Source organism: Delftia sp. UME58, assembly GCF_014170385.1.
Lineage (GTDB): Bacteria > Pseudomonadota > Gammaproteobacteria > Burkholderiales > Burkholderiaceae_C > Comamonas > Comamonas acidovorans.
Genome location: NZ_LZZV01000106.1, coordinates 1 through 20,765 on the forward strand (window position 1 = coordinate 1; position 20,765 = coordinate 20,765).

A 20,765-nucleotide genomic window follows, 5' to 3' on the forward strand; every position below is an offset into this window, starting at 1 on the left:
CTGCACACCCAGCCGGATGCGGATCGGCAAGGTGTTGATGAACATCCCCAGCGCCCGGCCCGCATCCCGCTGCCCCTGCATGCGCCCGAACAGCACCGTGCCGAACACCACATCCTCCCGCCCCGTGGTCCTGCCCACCACCAGCGCCCAGGCCAGATGGAACAGCGCCGCCGCGCTCACCCCATGGCTGCGCGCCTGCTCCCGGATGCGCCGCGCAAGCCCCGCATCCAGCTCCAACCGCGCCTCCTGCACTTCGGAGCCATCCCCGCGCACATCCAGCAACCCGTACGGCGCCGTCGGCTCCTGCACATCTGCCAGCATCTGCCTGAAGAACGCCTCGTGCCCGGCCCTGCTGCCTCCCAGCCGCGCCTGCGCCACAAAGCGCCTGAACGCCACCGGCTCGGGCAGCTGGGCCTGCAGGCCCTGCTGCACCAGCCCTATCTCCCTGACAGCCAGCTTCAGCGTGGTGTTGTCGTCCACCATGTGGTGGGTGTACAGGCGCAGCCGCCAGCGCTGCCCGTCGGGTGCAGCAAAGCCGTCGATCATGGGCGCCTGGCGCACATCGATGCGATGCGCCTGGGGCAGCGCATGCACGCCCTCCAGCCACCGCAGCTGCAGCACCGCTTGCCGCCATACCACCTGCACCGGCTCGCGCAACCCCTCCCACAGCACCGCCGTGCGCAGAATGTCGTGCCGCGCAATCACGGTATTGAAGCTGGCCGCAAAGTGCTCCAGCCGCTCGCGGCTGTCGAACAGCAGCTCGTGCGAGGTCACGTAGGCATCGTGCTGCGTGTCCAGCATGTGGTGGAACAGCATGCCCTCCTGCAGCGGTGCCAGCGGGTAGATGTCCTGGATGTTGGCTGCACCGCCGGGCACCCCGGCCGTGATGCGCGCAATCTCCCGGGCATCCAGCTCCACCAGGGTCAGCATCTGCGGTGTGATCTCCGCGCAGCCTTCGGGGATCAGGTTGGGCGGCACGTCGATCTCGCCATTGGTCTGGCCCTGACCCTGCTCCACCGCCTGCGCAAACTCCGCCAGCCTCGGATGCTGGAACAGCGTGCGCACCTGCACGCACAGGCCCTGGGCGCGCACGCGCTCCAGCAGGCCCAGGGCCAGCAGCGAATGCCCGCCCAGCTCGAAGAAGCCGTCCTGCCGGCCCACGCGCTCCACGCCCAGCACCTCGGCCCAGATCTTCGCCAGCGTCTCCTCCAGCTCGCCTTGCGGCGCCTCGTATTCCTGCGCACTCGCCATCTCCGGCTCGGGCAGCGCCCTGCGGTCCACCTTGCCGTTGGCCGTCAAAGGCAGGGCATCGAGCACGACGATGGCCGAGGGCACCATGTAGTCGGGCAGGGACTGGCCCAGGCGGCCTCTGAGCATCCCTTCTTCCAAGTCTTCGTTCAACGAGACGTAGGCCACCAACCGTGCACCGCCAGGCCCCTCCTTGGCCAGCACCACCGCCTCGCGCACCTCGGGCTGGGCCAGCAGCTGCGACTGCACCTCGCCCAGCTCGATGCGAAAGCCCCGGATCTTGACCTGCTGGTCCGCCCGGCCCAGGTATTCGAGTTCGCCCTGGGCGCTCCAGCGCACCAGGTCGCCTGTGCGGTACAGGCGCTCGCCTGCTTCGCTGAACGGATTGGCAATGAAGCGCTCGGCACTGAGTCCTGCACGGTTGAGATAGCCACGTGCCAGCCCCTCGCCTGCCACGAACAGCTCCCCGGCCACGCCCTGCGGCAGCAGGTTCAGGCTGCCATCGAGCACGTACAGGCCCAGGTCCGGAATCGCCACGCCCACCGGGCTGCGGCCACCGTCCAAATCCGCCTTGGTGATCTGCCGGTACGTCACATGCACCGTGGTCTCGGTGATGCCGTACATGTTGATGAGCCTGGGGCCCTGGTCGCCAAAGCGGTCGAACCACGGCCTCAGGCTCTCGGGCTCCAGCGCCTCGCCGCCGAAGACCACCTGGCGGAAGGTGTCTGATTGAGAACCGTTACGCGCTCGGCACGCAGCAAGGCCAGGAAGTCCTGGGGCGAGCGGCTGACCCAGTACGGCACCACCACCAGCCGCCCGCCCGTGCACAGCGCGCCAAAGATCTCCCAGACCGAGAAGTCGAAGGCGTAGGAGTGGAACAGCGTCCAGGTATCGCCAGGGCCGAAGCCGAACCAGGCATCGGTGGCATCGAGCAGACGCGCCACGTTGCGGTGGCTCAGCTGCGCACCCTTGGGGCGGCCCGTGGAGCCCGAGGTGTAGATCACATAGGCCAGGCTGTCCGGGCTCACCTCGACCTGCGGGTCGATGCCCGGCTCGCCCGACAGGTCCAGCGTGTCGATCTCCAGCACCTGCAGCGCAGCAGCACCGGGAATGCGCTCACGCACCGACGAATGGGTGAGCACCAGAGCAATGCCGCTGTCCTGCACCATGTGCGCCAGGCGATCGGCAGGGTAGTCCGGGTCCAGCGGCACATAGGCGCCGCCGGCCTTGAGAATGGCCAGCAGGCCCACCACCATCTCCACCGAACGCTGCATGGCAATGCCCACGCGCGTCTCGGGGCGCACGCCCAGGGCGATCAGGCGGTGGGCCAGGCGGTTGGCCCGGGCGTCGAGTTCGGCATAGGTCAGGGATTGCTGCCCGAATGCCAGCGCCGGGACACCAGGGCAGCGCCGGGCCCAATGCTGCATCCGCTGGTGCAGGGGCTGAATATCCCCCTGCACATGCGTTGCTCGGGCCAGCGCATGCAACTGTGTCGTCTCCGCTGCAGGCAGCAGATCGACCGATCCCATCCAGCAGTCCGGCCGGTCTGCGAATACCGACAGCATATGAACCCAATGGTCCGCAAGCCGTGCGATGCGGGAGGGCTCGAAGCGCTCGCGCGCATAGCTGAACCTTGCATGCACGCTGCCATCGGGCCGCTCCGTGGTCTCCAGCATCCACTCGAACTGTGCCGCCTTGTCGCCGGTGTCGCAGAGTTCGGCCTTCAGGCTTGGCAGTTGCTGCAGCGCCCGGTAGTCCTCGCGCAGATGGTTGAACATCACCTGGAACAGAGGGCTGCTGCCCAGGCTGCGCTCGGGCTGCAGGGCTTCCACCAGCCGCTCGAAAGGCAGGTCCTGGTGGTCCTGGGCCTCCAGCGCCACCTTGCGGGTCTGGTTAAGCAGTTGCCTGAATGGCATGGACCCGTGCAGTCTGGCGCGCAACACCTGGGTATTGACGAAAAAGCCGACGAGGCCTTCGGTCTCCACCCGGTGCCGGTTGGCGATGGGCACTCCCACCCGGATATCCTCGCAGCCGGTGTGGCGGTGCAGCAATGCCTGGAATCCTGCCAGCAGCACCATGAACAGGCTGGCGCCATGCCGATCAGCCAGCGCACGCAACCGCTGCACCAGGTCGACGGACAGGACCAGGCCGTGTCGCGCCGCCTGGTAGCGTCCGTCACTCCTTCGTTGCCAGTCTGCCGGCAGCTCAAGAACCGGGTGCTTGTCGCCCAGCTGCTGTTGCCAGTACAGCAGTTGCCGGTCGGCCTCGCCTGCGTCCAGCCAGCTTCTCTGCCACAGCGCATGGTCGGCATACTGCACCGCCAACGGCGCCAGGGCCACAGCCTCGCCCCGGACCAAGGCCCGATAGCGCTGGGCAAATTCGTTGACCACGATCTGCAGCGACCAGCCATCGGCAACGATATGGTGCATGACCACCACGAATAGATGCGCCTCGGGAGCAAGCCGCAACACCACGGCACGCAGCAGCGGCCCCCGGGCCAGATCGAACGGTTGGCTGCAGATGCGCTGCACTTCGGCTTGCTGTGCGTGGGCTTGGCCCGACGCGCCGAGGTCCAGGCAGCTGAAATCTATCTCGGCCTGTTCGCGGATGAGCTGTTGAAGCTGGCCCTGTTCACCCATCCTGAACACCGTGCGCAGCGACTCATGGCGCTGCACCACGCCGGACAGTGCTGCTCTTGCCGCCTCGATATCGAATTGCCCCTCCAGCCGCATCACGCCCGCCAGGTGGTAAGCCGTGCTCCGAGGATCCAGCTCCCACAGAAACCACTGCCGTGCCTGGGCTGCCGAGGCCACACATTCGCCACGCGCCTGCGAGCCACGCGGCAGGATGGGAAATTGTCCGGGAGACAGCCCTTGCGCCCTGAGCTGCTGGTAGACAAGGCGGCGCTTGTCATCGGAAAGCCCGGCGAATTTTTCCGCCACATACCGCACTTGATCGAGACCCATCAAACGTTCTCCAGACTGTCGATAAACGAGGCGATCTCGCGGAACTTCACATCCTGATCACCAGAGGTGGCAATGCGAGCGGCCATGGCGGCCAGCTCGGGAGCTTCGAACACGTCCTTGACGGCAAGGCTGGTATGCAGGGTGCTTTGCACGCGTGCCACCATCTGCGCAGCAAGCAGGGAATGGCCGCCCAACTCGAAGAAGTTGTCCCTGCGGCCCACACGCTCCGCCGACAGCAGTTCGCACCAGATCCGCGCCAGCCCTTGCTCGGTATCTCCAGACGGTTCCTCATGGGTGGTCGACGAGACGACAGCGGGATCGGGCAGCCTGGATCTGTCCACCTTGCCATTGGCATTCAGGGGCAGCGCCTGCAGTTCGACAAAGGCCGAAGGCAGCATGTAGTCGGCCAAGGACTGCCGCAGACCTTCACGCAGCGCAGCGGCATCCACAGCAGCCCCAGGATGGGCGACGACGTAGGCCACAAGCCGGCTTGAGTTCGCCAGCTGCTGCGCCACGACGACGACCTCGCGCACCGGCTGCAGCGCCAGCAGGGCCGCCTCCACCTCGCCGGGCTCCACGCGAAAGCCGCGGATCTTCACCTGGTGATCGACGCGCCCCAGGTATTCGAGCTGGCCTTGCTCATCCCAACGCGCCAGATCCCCCGTCCGGTACAGGCGCCCGGCATGGCCGTCCAGCGGGTCCGCCACAAAGCGCTGCGCCGTGAGCGAGGGACGCCCCACATAGCCTCTGGCGAGCGCACCACCCAGATACAGCTCGCCGACCACGCCCGGCGGCACCAGCTGCAGGCTGTCGTCCAGCACGCGCAGGATGGCCGTGGACGCGGGCGTGCCTATGGGTGGCAGCATGCGGCCGTCGCCAGCGTCCACGTACGAGTTGCTGACCACGTGGGTTTCCGTGGGACCGTACTGGTTGAACAACCGGCATCGGGGCAGGCGCCGCAGCCAGGCCGCCAGCTCCTCGGTCAGCTTGAGCTGCTCGCCCGCCGTGATGATCTGCCGCAGCGCGGGCAGGCGCCTGTCCAGGCGCAGCGCCGCTTCGGCCAGCAGCTGGAGCACGGCATAGGGCAGGTAGACGCGCTCCACGGCCTGATCCTCCATCAAGGCCAGCAGCAACGAGAAATCCCTTCTCTGGTCAGCATCCGTCTGGACCAGGGTGGCGCCCGAGCAGAGGGCCACGGCGACCTCCTGGTAGCCCACATCGAAGCAAGGCGAGGCAAACATCAGCGTTCGTGCCGATCCCGGCATCCGGGTGATCTGCCATGCGACCAGTTGAGAGAGCACGCCGTGCCGCATGGCAATGCCCTTGGGACGCCCGGTGGAGCCTGAGGTGAACAGGATGTACAGCAGGCTGTCCGCATTCAACGCGACGGACGGGTTGCCCTGTGGCAACTGGGCCCACACCACGCGGCGCAGGTCGATGCCGGGCAGCCCTTCAAAGGTGCCCGAAAGCGCGGCGCCCATATCCGCGTTATGGATGAAGACATCGGCCCGGCTGTCTTCCAGCATGACGGCGATTCTGTCCGCAGGGTAGTCCAGGTCCAGCGGCACATAGGCGGCGCCCGACTTGAGGATGGCCAGCAAGGCCACCACTGAATCAATGCCGCGCGGCAAGGCCACGGCGACACGGCGCTCAGGCCCCATGCCCTTGCGTATCAGCAGATGGGCCAGGCGGTTGGCGCGGAGGTTCAACTCGCCGTAGCTGAGGCTTTCTCCCGCACATTCGGTGGCGATCGCATGCGGCTGCCGCTGCACCTGGCCCTCGATCATCTGCACAAGACAGCCAGGGTTGGCCCCCTGCCCGCCTGCACGGCTCCACGCATCGAGATTTCGGAGGTCGGCAGCGCCGAGGATGTCGATCTCGGACAGCCGCGCCCCGGGCCTTTCCACCAGCGTCGCCAGCAACTGGTCGAAGCTGCGCGCCAGCCGCTCGACCATGGGAGCTTCGAACAGCTCCTGTGCATAGCTGAACTGCGCGCTGAGGCGGCCATCCTCCCACTCGACCGTGTCCAGCATGAACTCGAATATGGTCGATCTCTCGATGTCCAGATAGCCCTCGAACCGCAGCCCGGGAAGCTGCTCCAGCACCTGGCGGCCCTTTCTCTGGTGGTTGAACATCACCTGGAACAGGGGACTGACGCTCAGGCTGCGCTGCGGCTGCAGCGCTTCCACCAACTGCTCGAAGGGAAGGTCCTGGTGCTCCTGGGCCTGCGCCACGGCATCCCGGGCCTGGATCAGCAACTCGGACAGCGTCATCTGGCCGTGCAACTGCCCGCGCATCACCTGGGTGTTGACGAAGAAACCCACGATGCCCTGGCTCTCTGCCCTGTGCCGGTTGGCGGTGGGCACGCCGACCCGGATGTCCTGCAGGCCGGTATAGCGATGCAGCAGCGCCTGGAACCCTGCCAGCATCACCATGAACAGGCTCATGCCCTGGGCCTGGGCCCTGCGCTGCAGGCCCTGCACCCGCTCGGCGGACAGCGCGATGGAATGCTGTGCAGCGCGGTAGCGGACACCTGCGCGGCGTGGCTGGCTCGTGGGCAATTGCATGACGGGATGCTCGCTGCCCAGCCTGCTCTTCCAGTAAGCCAGTTGTCGCTCCCCCTCGCCGCCCTGCAGCCAGCCCCGGTGCCAGGCTGCATGATCCGCGTACTGCAGGCGCAGCGGGGCAAGCTTCAGGCTTTGCCCTTGAAGACGTGCGCAGTAACGCTGAGCGAACTCGTCCACGATGATTTGCATGGACCAGCCGTCCGAGACGATGTGGTGCATGACCACGACCAGCACATGTGCCTGTGGCGTCACACGGATCAGCGCCAGCCGCAGCAGCGGCCCCCGGGACAGATCGAAGGGCGCGGCGATGATGCCCATTGCCTCTTGCCGCACGGCGGCATCGCGCCGGTTCTCGGGCAAGGTCGAGAAATCGATCAGCGGCATCGCGGAGCCGGGCAGTTCCGCTGGCGCCTGGATGTGCTGCCACACCTGGCCCTGGGCATCGGCACGGAACACCGTGCGCAGCGATTCGTGGCGCGCCACAAGCTCGTCGAAGCTCAGGCGCAGGGCTGGCAGATCCAACGCTCCCGCCAGTTTCAGCGCGCCTGCGATGTGGTAGGCACTGCTGTGCGGATCCAGCTGCCAGAGGAACCATTGGCGCAGTTGGGCATGCGATGGCAGCAGCGGCTGGCTGCGCAGCGCCGCCTCCAGCACCGCAATGGACTCTTCCTTGGCTTGATTCGCACCTGCCGCCGTGGCCTGCTGAGCAGGCGGTGAGGACTCCAGCATGGCGGCCAGCTGCTGCAGGCTGACCTGCTCGAACAATTGCCTGGGTACCAGTCTGAGCCCACGCTTGCGTGCCTTGGCCACCACCTTGAGAGCGAGGATGGAGTCTCCTCCAATCTCGAAGAAGTTGTCCCTGCGGCTGATGTGCTCGCGCCCCAGCACCTCTGCCCACACCGCAGCCAGCGCCTGCTCGGCCGCTCCCACCGGCGCCTCATGGCCAGCGCCTTCAACGGACTCCGGCGCAGGCTCCGGCAGGGCATTCCGGTCGATCTTGCCGTTCATGGTCAACGGCAGTTGGGGCAGCTGCACGATGGCTGCGGGCAGCATATAGGTCGGCAAAGCACGCGACAGGAGTTCGCGCAGCGCGGCGATATCGAGCACCTGTCCTTCTTGAGCGACGACATAGGCCAGCAGGCGCTGCTGTCCGCTTTGGGCCTCGCGCACGATGGCTTCGGCACTCGCAACGCCGGGCAGTCCCTGCAGCGCCTGGGCAACTTCCCTGAGTTCGATGCGGTAACCGTGCAGCTTGATCTGGTCGTCGTGCCGGCCCAGAAACTCGAAGCTGCCATCGACGAGCTGCCGTACGCGGTCCCCCGTGCGGTACAGGCGCTGGCCTGCGCACCAGGGATCAGCAACAAAGCGCTCGCTGGTCTGGCCACGCCTGCCCTGGTAGCCGCGCGCCAGGCCTTGGCCGCCCAGGTACAGCTCTCCGGCAAGTCCCTGGCCAACCGGGCTCAGCCATTCGTCCAGCACATGCGCGCGGCCATTGCCCAATGGCTTGCCCAGCGGGACCGTGGCGGCCTCGCGAGCGCCTGCGGCGGCCTCCTGTGTCAGTACTCCCACGGTGGTCTCCGTCGGGCCGTAGTGATTGAGCACCCTGGTACCCGGGCTGAGTGCGGCGATCTGCGCGCCCAGCGCCCAGCCCGTGGCCTCTCCCCCCAGCACCAGGCAATGGCGTGGCAGGACCTGTTCGGGCCGGGCAGCATTCAGCAGGGCCTGCAGATGGCTGGGCACGATCTTGAGCACATCGACCTGGTGCGTGTGCATGTAGTCCGCAAAGGCATCGGGATCGAAGACGCGCTCGGGGGCGATCAGGTGCAGCAGGCGCCCAGAGCACAGCGCGCCGAACAGCACCGTATGGCCCAGGTCGGCGGCCACGGTGGACACCATGGCCATGCTGGAGGCACTGGCCGGCAGGTCCAGCCGCGCCAGCACGCCCTGCACATAGTTGGCCAGCGCGCCGTGGCTGATCACCACGCCCTTGGGCTGGCCGGTGGAGCCCGAGGTGTAGATGAGGTAGGCGGCCTGATCGCGGTGGAGCGTGACGGGTTCCAGCGCGGTGCCTTCAGGCTCGGTGTCGTCGGAGAGTGCCAGCGGCCAGACGGGAATCGCCGGCTGCCACGCCGCGGGCTGCGCGGCCAGCAGCAGGCGGGCGCCGCAGTCGTCCAGCTGGCAGGCCAGGCGCTCGGCCGGCAGCTCGGGGTCCAGCGGCACATGGACGCAGCCGGCCTTGAGCACGGCCAGCATGCCCAGCACCATCTCGGGCGAACGCGGCGCCAGTACGCCGATGCGGGTTTCCGGACGCAGGCCCTGCGCGCGCAGCTGCGCGGCCAGGCGGTTGGCCGCACGGTCCAGCTGCGCGAAGGATGCGGTGCGCGATTCGGCGCGCAGCGCCATGCCCTGGCCCTGGCGCGCCACCGAGGCGTTCCACAGCGCAAGCACTGTTGCGACCTGCGACTCAGCGGGATGTGGCACGGCGTTCGGGTCAGGCGGGTCGGCCAGCGCAATGGCTGCCAGTGCTGCATCGGGAGCAGCCACCACCTGCTGCGCGCAGCGGGTCAGGCTGTCCGCGAAGACGGCGATGCGCTGCGCATCGAACAGGCCCGTGTCGTGGATGAACACGCATTCGATGCCCTCGGCCCGGTCGGTGAAGTCCAGGCTCAGGTCGAAATGCGCCTGGCCTGCCGTCAGTGTCTGCATGCGCACGCGCAGGCCGGCGGCACTGCGCTCGCGCTCCATGGCGTCCTGCTGCGTGCACTTGACCTGGAACAGCGGATGCACGCCCGGCAGGCGCTCGGGCGCCAGCGCCTCGACCAGCATGTCGAACGGCAGGTCGGCATGCTGCTGCGCATCCAGCACGGCCTGGCGCACCTGTTCCAGCAGTTCGCCAAAGCCCATCTGCGGTGCGGCATCGACCTGCAGCACCTGCAGGTTGAGCAGATAGCCGATCAGCCCATGCGTCTCGGCCTTGCCCCGGTTGGCAATGGGCGTGCCCACGCGGATGCGGCGCTGGCCGCTCAGGCGGTACAGCAACAGATCCAGCAAGGCCGTCATGGCCATGAACAGCGAGGCGCCCCGCGCCCGCGCCAGCGCGCGCACTGCGTCGGACAGCTCGGCGGACCAGACAAAGCGGTACCGGCCCTCGGCCGCGCCGGTCACGGCGCCGCGCGCATGGCTCAGGGGCAGCTCCAGCGGCGCGTGTTCCTGGCCCAGGCGATCGCGCCAGTAGCGCAATTGGCGCTCTCGCTCGCCACCGTCCAGGCGCTGGCGTTCCCAGGCTGCGTAGTCGGCGAACTGGATGGGCATGGGCGCCAGCGCGGGGGGCTGCGCGCGCAACCGGGCCTCGTAGCAGTGCAGCAGCTCGTCAATCAGGATGCGCAGCGACCAGCCGTCCGCAGCGATATGGTGCAGCGACAGCGCCAGCACGTGGCGCTGCGCCCCCAGGCGGTACAGGCAGGCGCGCAGCGGTGCCTGGCGGTCAAGGGCGAAAGGCGTCTGCGCGAAGCCGGCCAATGCGTCCTCCAGCGCGGCCTGCGCCGGCAGATCGACCACAGGCATTTGCAGTGACGTGGCCCCGTCCGGTTGCACCGGCTCCATCGGCTGCACCACTTGCTCCGCCTGGCCATCGTCGCCGGCCGTGATCCGCGTACGCAGGATGTCGTGCCGCGACACCAGGTCGCCCAGCGCGGCCGCCAGCGCCGCCACGTCCAGCGGGCCTTCCATGTCCAGGCTGCCGGCCAGGTTGTAGGCCGGGCTGTCGGGCGCCAGCTGCCAGGTCAGCCAGAGGCTGCGCTGGGCATGGGACAGCAGGGCCGGGCTGGCCGGATCGCGGCGTGGAATGTCCTGGCCAGCGCGCACGGCCGGGCTGCCGCCGCCGCGCAGGCGGGCATCGAGCTGGGCACGCTGCTCGGGGCTGAGCCGGGCGCGCAGGGACTGAATATCTTGCGGTGCTGTCATGGCGATCTTCACGAATAAAGCGGCGATGCGCTGGTCGGGGCGGGCTCGGCTTGTGCGTCCAGCGCCTGGATTTCCTCGATCAGCCGGGTTTCAACGAGTTCGGCCAGGCGTCGCACCGTGGGCGTGCGCAGCAAGGCCGCAGGATGGATTTCGACGCCATAGGCCTGGCGCACGCGCGCCAGCAGCTGTATGGCCATGAGCGAGTCGCCGCCGAGTTCGAAAAGGTTGTCCTCGGCGCCCACGGGAGCCACGCCCAGGAAGCCGCTCCAGAGCGCGGCCAGACCGGTCTCCAGGTCGCCCTCGGGCGCCGCGAAGCCGGCCATGCCACCGGGCCGCGCCTGGGCGGGCGCAGGCCCGGCCGTCGCTGCCGTTGTCGCTGCTGCGGGCAGGGCCTGGTCCAGCAACTTGGCAAGGTCCGCGTGGCGGCGCGTCTCCAGGTCGGTGGTGGACACGCAGACATGGGACTGCACAGGGCTGGCCAGGATGTGCTCGAACAGGTGCGCGCCCTGCTCCGGTGCGATGCCCACACCTTCGGGCATGGACGTGCCTGCCGCCATGCCCACGCCGCGCCATCCGTCCCAGCCCACGGAAATCAGCGGCCAGCCGGCCGTGCGGCCATGGGCCACGGCCAGCGCATCCAGGCAGGCGTTGGCGGCCGCATAGTCGATGCGGCCCAGGCCACCCGCCACGGCGGACAGGGAGGAGCACAGCAGCATGAAGTCCAGCGGCTGCCCGTCCAGGGCTGCCAGCAAGGCCCGCGTGCCCTGGAGCTTGGGCGCGAGCACCTGCATCACCTCGTGTGCCCGCTTGCCCGCGAGCATGCCGTCTCCGGCCAGGCCGGCGGCGTGGATGACGCCATGGATGCCGCCATGAATTTCGCCGAACGCGCGCTGCGCCTGCTCCAACGCAGTGCGCAGCTGGGCTTTGCTGCCCACATCGGCCTGCACCGTGCACAGCTGGGCACCCAGCCGTTCCAGCTCCAGCAACTGCTGCAGCCGGGCACGCAGCGCAGGTTCGGTCTGCGCATCCTGCGCCAGTGCCTGCCACTGACCCCGTTCAGGCAGCGGCGAGCGGCCCAGCAGCACCAGCCGGGCCTGCCAGTGCTCGGCCAGGTGCCGGGCCAGCGCCAGCCCCATGCCGCCCAGGCCGCCCGTGATCAGATAGCAGCCGCCACGGCGCAGGCGCGGCGCGGTGGCTGGCGCAGCTGGCGTGACGGCGGGTGCCGTCTGCCCCGCAATGCGCTCGTAGCGCCGGGTCCAGCGGTGCGGGCCGCGCAGGGCCACGCAGGCCGGTGCGGGCTCGCTGAACTCGGCAAGGATGCGCCGCGCCAGCGCGGCCGCCCCATCGGGCTGCTCGCTGTGCACAAGCAGCACATCGACGATGCGGCAGGCCATGCCCGGCAGCTCCTGCGGAATCACGAGGCAGGGTCCGTGGAGCATGGCCTTGGCGGGCTGCAGGGCTTCGGTTCCTGTCACGTCCTCCAGCCCGTCCGTGACCAGCAGCATCTGCAGCCCACCGCCTGCGCGCACGGCGGGCATCGCTTCCAGCGCCTGGGCCAGGGCCAGCGGGCCGAGCAGGCAGCGCTCGGCCGCCTGTGCGTCATCCAGCGTGCCCAGGCTCCACAGATCGCAGATGCAGGCTACCAGGCCGATCTCGGCCGCTATCTGCCCCAGGGCGCGCGTCCAGTCGCTGCGCTCGGTCATGCGCAGCGCATGGCGGGCAGGCCCCAGGCGTTCATGGCGCAGACCCGGTTCGATGCGGACCACGGGCACGGACTGGGTGGCGAACCAGGCCTGCACCAGGGATTCGGCCAGTGCCGATCCGGCCTCGGCCAGCAGCAGCATGCAGCCGCCCGCCGCGGCCGTGGCGGCGCATGCCACAGGCGCGGATCGTTGCCAGACGGGCGCATACAGCCAGTCCAGGGGATCGGTTCCGGAAAGGGCAGCAGGAGAGGCTGGAGATGCCTCAGAGGCCGGCACCGTGGCGGCAACCCAGTGCGATTCGCGCTCGAACGGATAGCCGGGCAAGGGCACGCGGCGCGCGCCCTGTGCGCTGTTCAGCAGCGGTGCCTTGGCCGCGTCAACGCCCGCCGTCCAGAGCTGGGCCAGGCAGCGCGCGGGCTGGTCGGCCTGCAACTCCTCGCGGTTGGCGGCTGCCTGCGAGGCCAGCACGGTGCGTGCGCCAGCCTTGGGATGGCGCCGGGCCAGGCCGCCGAGGCCCTGGCCCGGGCCCACTTCCAGCAGGATGCGGTCGCTTGGGTCCAGCAGCGTGTCCAGGCCCTGCGCAAAGCGCACCGTGCCGCGCAGATGCTGCAGCCAGTAGCGCGGGTCCTGGGCCTCTTCGTCGCGGATCCAGCGGCCGCTGAGGTTGGAGATGAAGGCCATGGCAGGCCGGTTGAATCGAACGCCGGCCAGCTTCTGCGCGAAGGCGTCGAGCACGGGATCGAGCAGCGCGGAATGAAAGGCGTGCGACACCTGCAGTCTGCGCAGCAGCACGCCCGTGCCGGCCAAGGCCTGCTCGGCGGCCGCAATGGCGTCGGGCCGGCCCGAGAGCACGCACAGATCGGCCGCATTGACGGCGGCCAGATCGCAGCCCCGGCCCAGCCAGTGCTGCAGCGCAGTCTCAGGCAGGCCCACCGCCAGCATGGCGCCGGGCTCGGTGGCCTGCATGATGCGACCGCGCGCGACCACCAGGTCCAGCGCATCGTCGAGCGAGAAGACTCCGGCGATGCAGGCCGCCACGTACTCGCCGATGCTGTGGCCCAGCATGGCCTCGGGCTGCAGGTCCCAGGACATCCACAGCCGCGCCATGGCGTACTCGACGATGAACAGCGCGGGCTGCGTGGCCTCGGTGCGCGCCAGCGCCTGCGCGGCCTGGGCATCGTCGGCATGCGCCAGCAGCCAAGGCAGCAGGTCCATGCCGGTCTGCGTCCTCACCCTCTCGCAGCAGCGGTCCACGATGTCGCGGAACACCGGCTCCTGCGCATGCAGGCTGCGCGCCATGCCCGCGTGCTGGGCGCCCTGGCCCGGGAACAGAAAGGCCAGGCCGGGCTGGGGCGAGAGCGCGCTGCCCGTGAAATGCACCAGGGGCGCCGGGTGGTCCAGCGCCTCGATGGCCTGCGGCACGCCATGGGCCAGCACGGCCAGCCGGTGCGCATGGCGCTTGCGGCCCACGCGCAGCGTGTGGGCCACATCGGCCAGGTCCAGGCCCGGGTGCTGAGCCAGATGGCTGGCCAGCCGGCTGGCCGAGGCCTGCAGCGCCTGCGGCGTACGCGCCGACAGCAGCAGCAATTGGGGGGTCCGCCCTGCGCTTTCCGATGGAACGGCCGGCAGCGTGGCCGGAGCTTCCTCCAGCACCACATGCGCGTTGGTGCCGCCCATGCCGAAGGAACTCACGCCGGCACGCCGGGGCAGCGGGCCGGCAGGCCAGTCCTGCGCCGTGGTCTGGACGCGGAAGGGGCTGCCAGCGAAGTCCACGCGCGGGTTGGGCGTGGAGAAGTTCAGGCTGGGCGGCAGGGTGCGGTGGCGCAGCGCCATCACGGCCTTGATCAGGCCGGTCACGCCGGCTGCGGCATCCAGATGCCCCACATTGGTCTTGACCGATCCCAGGGCGCAGTGCCCGGGCGCACGCCCCGTCAGTCCTCCCGCCGCGCCGAAGGCCTGGGTGAGCGCCGCGATCTCGATGGGATCGCCCAGCGTGGTGCCCGTGCCATGGGCCTCGACATAGCCCACGGAAGCGGGCTCGACGCCGGCCATGGCCTGGGCGGCGCGTATGGCCTCGGCCTGGCCGTCCACGCTGGGCGCGTTGTAGCCGATCTTGCGCGCGCCATCGTTGTTCACGGCACTGCCCCGGATCACGGCATGGACGGTGTCGCCGTCGCGCAGCGCCTCGTCCAGGCGCTTGAGCACGACCACGCCCGCGCCGCTGCCCAGCATGGTGCCATCGGCGCGCGCATCGAAGGCTCGGCAATGGCCGTCCGAGGACAGAATGGCGCCCGGCTGGTGCAGGTAGCCCGCGCCCTGCAGCAGGTTGAGCCAGACCCCGCCGGCCAGGGCCATGTCGCACTCCATGCCCAGCAAGGACTGGCAGGCCATGTGCACGGCCACCAGCGAGGTGGAGCAGGCCGTCTGCACGGTCACGGCCGGGCCGCGCAGGTTGAGCTTGTAGGCCACGCGCGTGCACAGGGCGTCGGCCGCGTTGCCGTTGAGCAGGGCGATCAGCTCGGCGATGCCGCCGCTCCACTGGGCACGTCCCAGGAGATGGCGCATGAGGTAGAGATTGGCGCCCGCACCCGCGAACACGCCGGCCGCCACGTCCAGCCGCTCGGCGTCATAGCCCGCATGCTCCAGCGCCTGCCAGGCGCATTCGAGGAAGACGCGCTGCTGGGGATCGATCTGGCCGGCCTCGCGCGGCGTGTAGCCGAAAAAACCGGCATCGAACCAGTCCAGGCCTTCCAGCATCACGCCGGACTTCACGCAGGCGGGATCGTCCAGCAGGGCCTGTTCCGTGCCCTGGGCGCGCAGGGCCTCGTCGCTGAAGGCGGTCACGGATTCGCGGCCTTCGAGGATGTTGCGCCACAGCGCGTCCACGCTGTCCGCGCCCGGGAAGCGTCCGCCCATGCCGATGATGGCGATCTCCACGCCGCTGTAGCCCGCATTCTGGGTACGCATCAATTCACCTCCTCGGTCAGGCCACGGCGGCCCAGCAACGCGGCGCGGCGGCGCTGGGCGCGCGCGTCGGCCTGCTGGTCCTTCAGCCCTTCCTGGGCCGCCCCCGCGCCGCGCTGCGCCTCGATGCAGCGCGCCAGCGTGGCCACGGTCGGGTGCTGGAACATGTCGATCACGGAAAGCCCGCTGCCCAGCGCATCCTCGATCCGCCGGTGCGCGCGTATCAGCAGCAGCGAATGCCCGCCCAGGTCGAAGAAGCTCTCGTTGGCGCCTATGCGTTCGAGCTGCAGCAGCTCGCGCCAGATGGCGGCAATGGTCTCGGCCACACCGCCTTCGGGTGCCTCGAACGGCTGCGCGCCGCCGCCCGATGAATACTGATGCACGGGTGCAGGCAGCGCCTTGCGGTCCACCTTGCCGTTGCTGTTGAGCGGCAGCGCGTCCAGGCGCACAAAAAGGGAGGGCACCATGTAGTCGGGCAGGCTGCGCGCCAGCTGCGCCTTGAGCGCCGCCAGGTCCTGCAGCGCGGCACCTTCACCGGCCAGGTAGGCCACCAGCCGGCTGCCGCCTTCGGCAGAGTCTGCGACCACCACCGCCTCGCGCAGGCCTGGCACGGCCAGCAGGGCGGCCTCGATCTCGCCCAGCTCCACGCGGAAGCCGCGGATCTTGACCTGGTGGTCCAGTCGGCCCAGGTATTCGATCTCACCCTGCTCGTTCCAGCGCACGAGGTCGCCCGTGCGGTAGGCGCGCTCGCCCGCCAGCGCCGAAGGGCTGGCCACAAAGCGCTCGGCCGTGAGCGCGGGCCGGCCCCAGTAGCCGCGCGCCAGCGCCAGGCCACCCAGCAGCAGCTCGCCGGCCACGCCGCGCGGCACCGGCAGCAGGCCTGCGTCGACGATATGCACCTGCACGTTGCCCAGCGGCCGCCCGATGGGCACGGCCTGCGGGCCGGGCTCGCGGCAGTCGTGGTAGGTGACTTCGATGGCGGCTTCGGTCGGCCCGTAGAGGTTGAGCAGGCGGGCTCCCGGCAGCAAGGCCAGTGCGCGGTCGCGCAACTCGGCCGGCAGGGCCTCGCCGCTGCAGACGATGTGCTTCAGGCCCGTGCAGGACGGGGCATGGCCACTGGACAGAAAGGCCTGCAGCATGGACGGCACGAAGTGGATGCAGCTGACGGCATGGCGCTCGACCAGGGCCGCGATGCGCGCAGGATCGCGATGCTCCCCGGGCCCTGCCAGCGCCAGCCGGGCGCCTGTGGACAGCGGCCAGAAGAACTCCCAGAACGAGATGTCGAAGCTGAACGGCGTCTTCTGCAGCACGGTGTCCTGCGCGGCCAGTGGCTGGTGCTGCTGACCCCAGGCCAGGCGGTTGCACAGCGCGCGGTGGCGGTTGCCCGCGCCCTTGGGCAGGCCGGTGGAGCCCGAGGTGTAGATGACGTAGACCAGGTTCTCGCCGTGCAGGGCGACAGCCGGGTCATGTGCTGGCAGGCCGGCCAGATCGATGGAGTCCACCGCCAGGCACAGCGGCTGCAGCGCGAGCGGCAGCCTTGCGACCAGGCCCGACTGGGTCAGCAGCACGCCGATGCCGCTGTCGTCGGCCATGTGGCGCAGGCGCTCGGCCGGGTGCTCGGGGTCCATGGGCACATAGGCGCCACCAGCCTTCATGATGGCCAGCAGGCCGACCACCATGTCCAGCGAACGCTCCATGGCAATGCCGACCTGCACTTCGGGCCGCACACCAAGTGCGATCAGATGGTGGGCCAGGCGGTTGGCGCGCGCATTGAGTTCGTCATAGCTCCAGGAGTCTTCTCCAAAGACCAGGGCCGTGGCCTGCGGGTTGCGGCGCGCCTGCTGCTCGAAGGCGGCATGGACCAGCTCGGGGACGGCATGGCCGCCCTGCCCGCTCTGCCCAGACTGCCAGGCCACCAGCTCGGCACGTTCTTCCTCCGACAGCAGATCCACCTCGCCCACAGTCGCCTCGGGGTGATCGGCCAGGGCCTCGAGCATGCGCAGATAGTGCTGGCCCAGGCGCTCCATGGTGGCGGGCAGGAACAGTTCGGCCGCATAGTCCATGCCCACGCGCACGGCGCCGCCTGCGCGTTCACGCACTTCCAGGGACAGCTCGAACTGCGCCGTGCCTCCGGGCACGGCAGCCGCTTCGGCCGTGCAGCCCGTCATGCGCTCGAAGCCGCGCAAATCCTCATGCACATGGTTGAACAGCAGCTGGAACAGCGGCGGATGCGCCAGGCTGCGCTGGGGCTGCAGGTCCTCCACCAGCTGCTCGAAAGGCAGGTCCTGGTGGGCCTGGGCCTGCAGCGTGGCGTGCCGTGCTGCGGCGAGCACCCGGGCCAGCGGGGTGCGGCCATCGACCTCGGCCTGCAGCACCAGGGTGTTGACGAAGAACCCGATCAGGCCCTGCGTGCCCGCATGCTGGCGGCCCGCCACGGGCACGCCCAGGCGCAGCACCTGCTGGCCGGTATGGCGGTGCAGCACGGCCTGCCAGCCTGCCAGCAGCACCATGAACAGGCTGGAGCCGGCTTCGGCGGCACGCGCGCGCAACGCGTCCACCAGCGGCGCAGGCAGCGCGAAGCCATGCCGGGCAGCCGAGTAGCGGGCCACGGCGGCGCGTGGCCGGTCGCTGGGCAAGGCCAGCACGGGATGCTCGCTGCCCAGTTGCCCGCGCCAGTAGGCCAGTTGCCGCTCGCGCACACCGCCGTCCAGCCAGGCTGCATGCCAGGCGGCGTAGTCGGCGTATTGCAATGCGGGGGCAGCGGGCTCGGCGGCGGCCGCCGCATCACCCAGATGGAGGTATTGCTGCGCAAGTTCGTCCATCAGGTTCTGCAGGGATACACCGTCGGACACGATGTGGTGCATGACCAGCACCAGGCGGTGGTCGCCCGGCGCCAGCCGCATCAGCAGCGCGCGCAGCAGCGGGCCCTGGCCCAGGTCGAAGGGCCTGGCGTGCAGGCGGCGTGCCTCTTCAGCGGCACGCCGCGGCTCGCAGCCCAGGTCCAGCCATTGGAACTCCAGGCCGCCGCTATCCAGCACATGCTGCCGGGCCGACCCGTCGGCGTCAGGCAGGAACACGGTGCGCAGCGCATCGTGGCGTGCCACCAGGTGCTCCAGGGCCGTGTGCAGCCGTTGCGCATCCAGCGTGCCGCCCAGCTGCAGCTCCACCGCCACGTGGTAGGCCGTGCCCGCAGGATCCAGGTGCCAGAGAAACCACTGCCGCTGCTGGGCGTGGGACAGGGGCTGGCTTGCACCAGGGCCGCGCGCCACAGGGCCAGGACGGGGCGTGCCCGTTCCCGCGCCGGCCGCCTGCAGTTCGCGCAGTGCCGCCGCGCAGGCCGAAAGCCGGGGCCGGTCAAAGACCAGGCCTGGCGCAAAGTCCACGCCCCATTGCTGCGACACGCGTGCAGCCAGTTGCACGGCCGATAGGGAGTTGCCGCCCAGCAGGAAGAAATGCGGATCGCCCGCAGGCAGCTCGGCGCGGCGCAGCACCTCGCACCAGAGAACGGCCAGCGCAGTCTCGGTGGCATCGCGTGGCGGGGCGGACAGGTCTGCACCGTCGTTCGCTGCAGATTCCGTTGCGTCCACGAAGGCACCATGCTCCCAGACCGCATAGGCATCCAGGCTGCGCTGCGCCCAGCCCTTCTTGCAGGCCTGGCGCTGGAGCTTGCCGCTCGATGTGCGCGGCAGGGCACCAGGCTCCAGCAGGACCACGACGGCCGGCGCCTCGCCAAAGGCCGTGGCCACGGCGGCAGCCAGCGCGTCAACCAGAGCCTCTCGCGGCACCAGCTTTTGCAGGCCGCGCGAAATCTCGGCGGCCACGCCTATGCCCTCGCCCGAAGGCCCCTCCACCGCAAACGCGGCCACGCGCCCCTTGCGCACGGCTTCGACCTCGGCCTCGACCACGCGCTCGATGTCCTGCGGGTAGAGGTTGTGCCCGCGCACGATGATCAGGTCCTTGATGCGGCCCGCCACATGGACCTGCCCGCCGTGCACGAAGCCCAGGTCGCCCGTGCGCAGCCAGCGCCGGCCTGCATGCTCGACAAAGGCCTGCTGCGTTTGCTGCGGCTTGCCCCAGTAGCCCTGGCTGATGCTGGGGCCGTGCGCCCAGATCTCGCCCACGCGGCCGGGCTCCAGCACCTGCAGGCTGTGCGGATCGACGATGGCCACAGCATGCCCGGGAACGGCAGGGCCGCAGCCCACCAGCGGGGTGGTCTGCGAGGCGCCGGAGCTTTCCTCGGCCCGGCCCTGCGCCAGGGCCTCGGTATCGAAGGACGTGATCGTGGCGCCCGCGCCGCAGCTGCCGCCGGTGATGAACAGGGTGGCTTCGGCCAGGCCGTAGCAGGCATAGGCCGCGTCAGGCCGCAGCCCGCAGGCGGCAAAGCGCTGCGCGAAGGCCGTGACGGTGTCGGCACGTACGGGCTCGGCGCCCGTGTAGGCCAGCCGCCAGCTCGACAGGTCCAGCTGCGCCAGCTGCGACGGCTTGATGCGCTCCAGGCACATGCGGTAGGCGAAGTCGGGGCCGCCGCTGATGGTGGCGCGGTGGCGCGAGATCAGCTCCAGCCAGCGCACGGGGCTTTCCAGGAAGAGGCGCGGCGAGGTCAGCACCAGCGGCAGGCCGCTGTACAGCGGCTGCAGCAGGCCGCCGATCAGGCCCATGTCGTGGTACAGCGGCGCCCAGGACATGAAGCGGTCGCCCGCGCCTATGTCCATGCGCTGCTGGATGGCGGCCTCGTTGGCGATGAGGTTGCCGTGGCTGACCATTACGCCCTTGGGTGCCGAGGTGGAGCCCGAGGTGTATTGCAGGAAGGCGATGTCGTCGGCAGCCGGCACATGGGGCCGCCAGGCCTCGGCATCGGCCAGGTCCACCTGATCGGCGGCCACGGCGGCAATGCCTGCAAAGCGCGCATCGGCACCGGGCAGGGCCTGCATCACTTCGGCCGTGCTGATCACGCAGGCCGCGTCCGCGTCGCCCACGATGCCCAGCAGCCGCTCCAGATGCTGCACGCGCAGCGACTCCAGCGGCGGCACCGGCACGGCGATCACGCCCGCGTAGAAGCAGGCCAGCATGCTGGCGGCGTAGTGCTCGTCGTTGTCCATCATCACCAGGGCGCGCGCGCCCACGGGGCACAGCTGCTGCAGCCGTGCAGCCAGCGCGCGCACGCGGCGGTCGAACTCGCCATAGCTGTGGCTGCGCTCGACCACGCGGCCGTCCTGCACGGCGGCCACGGTGAGCCAGATGTCGTCGGGCCGCTGCTGCGCCAGGCCCCTCAGGTGCTCGACCAGGCTGGCCGGCGCCTGGCCTGCGGCCGCGATTGCACTTTGTCCACTCAGCATGTCAGCTGCCTCCCGGGT

General features: G+C 69.7%; 3 protein-coding genes and 1 pseudogene. All 4 read right to left on the reverse strand.

Translation table 11 applies throughout. The features are described 5' to 3' along the window. Positions 1-4,214, reverse strand: a pseudogene (locus A9976_RS27695) (amino acid adenylation domain-containing protein); the annotation flags it as partial. Further along, a complete protein-coding gene (locus A9976_RS27700) occupies positions 4,214-10,744 on the reverse strand; it encodes a non-ribosomal peptide synthetase (protein ID WP_183021641.1) in 6,531 nt (2,176 codons plus the stop codon). The gene A9976_RS27700 and the pseudogene A9976_RS27695, both read right to left, overlap by 1 nt. 8 nt (positions 10,745-10,752) lie before the next feature. Further along, the gene (locus A9976_RS27705) at positions 10,753-15,414 is read right to left on the reverse strand and encodes a beta-ketoacyl synthase N-terminal-like domain-containing protein (protein ID WP_183021642.1); all 4,662 of its coding nucleotides are present in this window, start codon (positions 15,412-15,414) and stop codon (positions 10,753-10,755) included. Then, positions 15,414-20,747: a non-ribosomal peptide synthetase gene (locus tag A9976_RS27710; RefSeq protein WP_183021643.1), complete on the reverse strand. Its 5,334-nt coding sequence runs from the start codon at positions 20,745-20,747 to the stop codon at positions 15,414-15,416. The genes A9976_RS27705 and A9976_RS27710 overlap by 1 nt, the downstream gene beginning before the upstream one ends. Between the last annotated feature and the right edge of the window lie 18 nt (positions 20,748-20,765).

Excerpts from the sequence above, each read along its gene's own strand:
- A9976_RS27700 (WP_183021641.1), bottom strand. The coding sequence starts at position 10,744 with ATGACAGCACCGCAAGATATTCAGTCCCTGCGCGCCCGGCTCAGCCCC.
- A9976_RS27705 (WP_183021642.1), bottom strand. The coding sequence starts at position 15,414 with ATGCGTACCCAGAATGCGGGCTACAGCGGCGTGGAGATCGCCATCATC.
- A9976_RS27710 (WP_183021643.1), bottom strand. The coding sequence starts at position 20,747 with ATGCTGAGTGGACAAAGTGCAATCGCGGCCGCAGGCCAGGCGCCGGCC.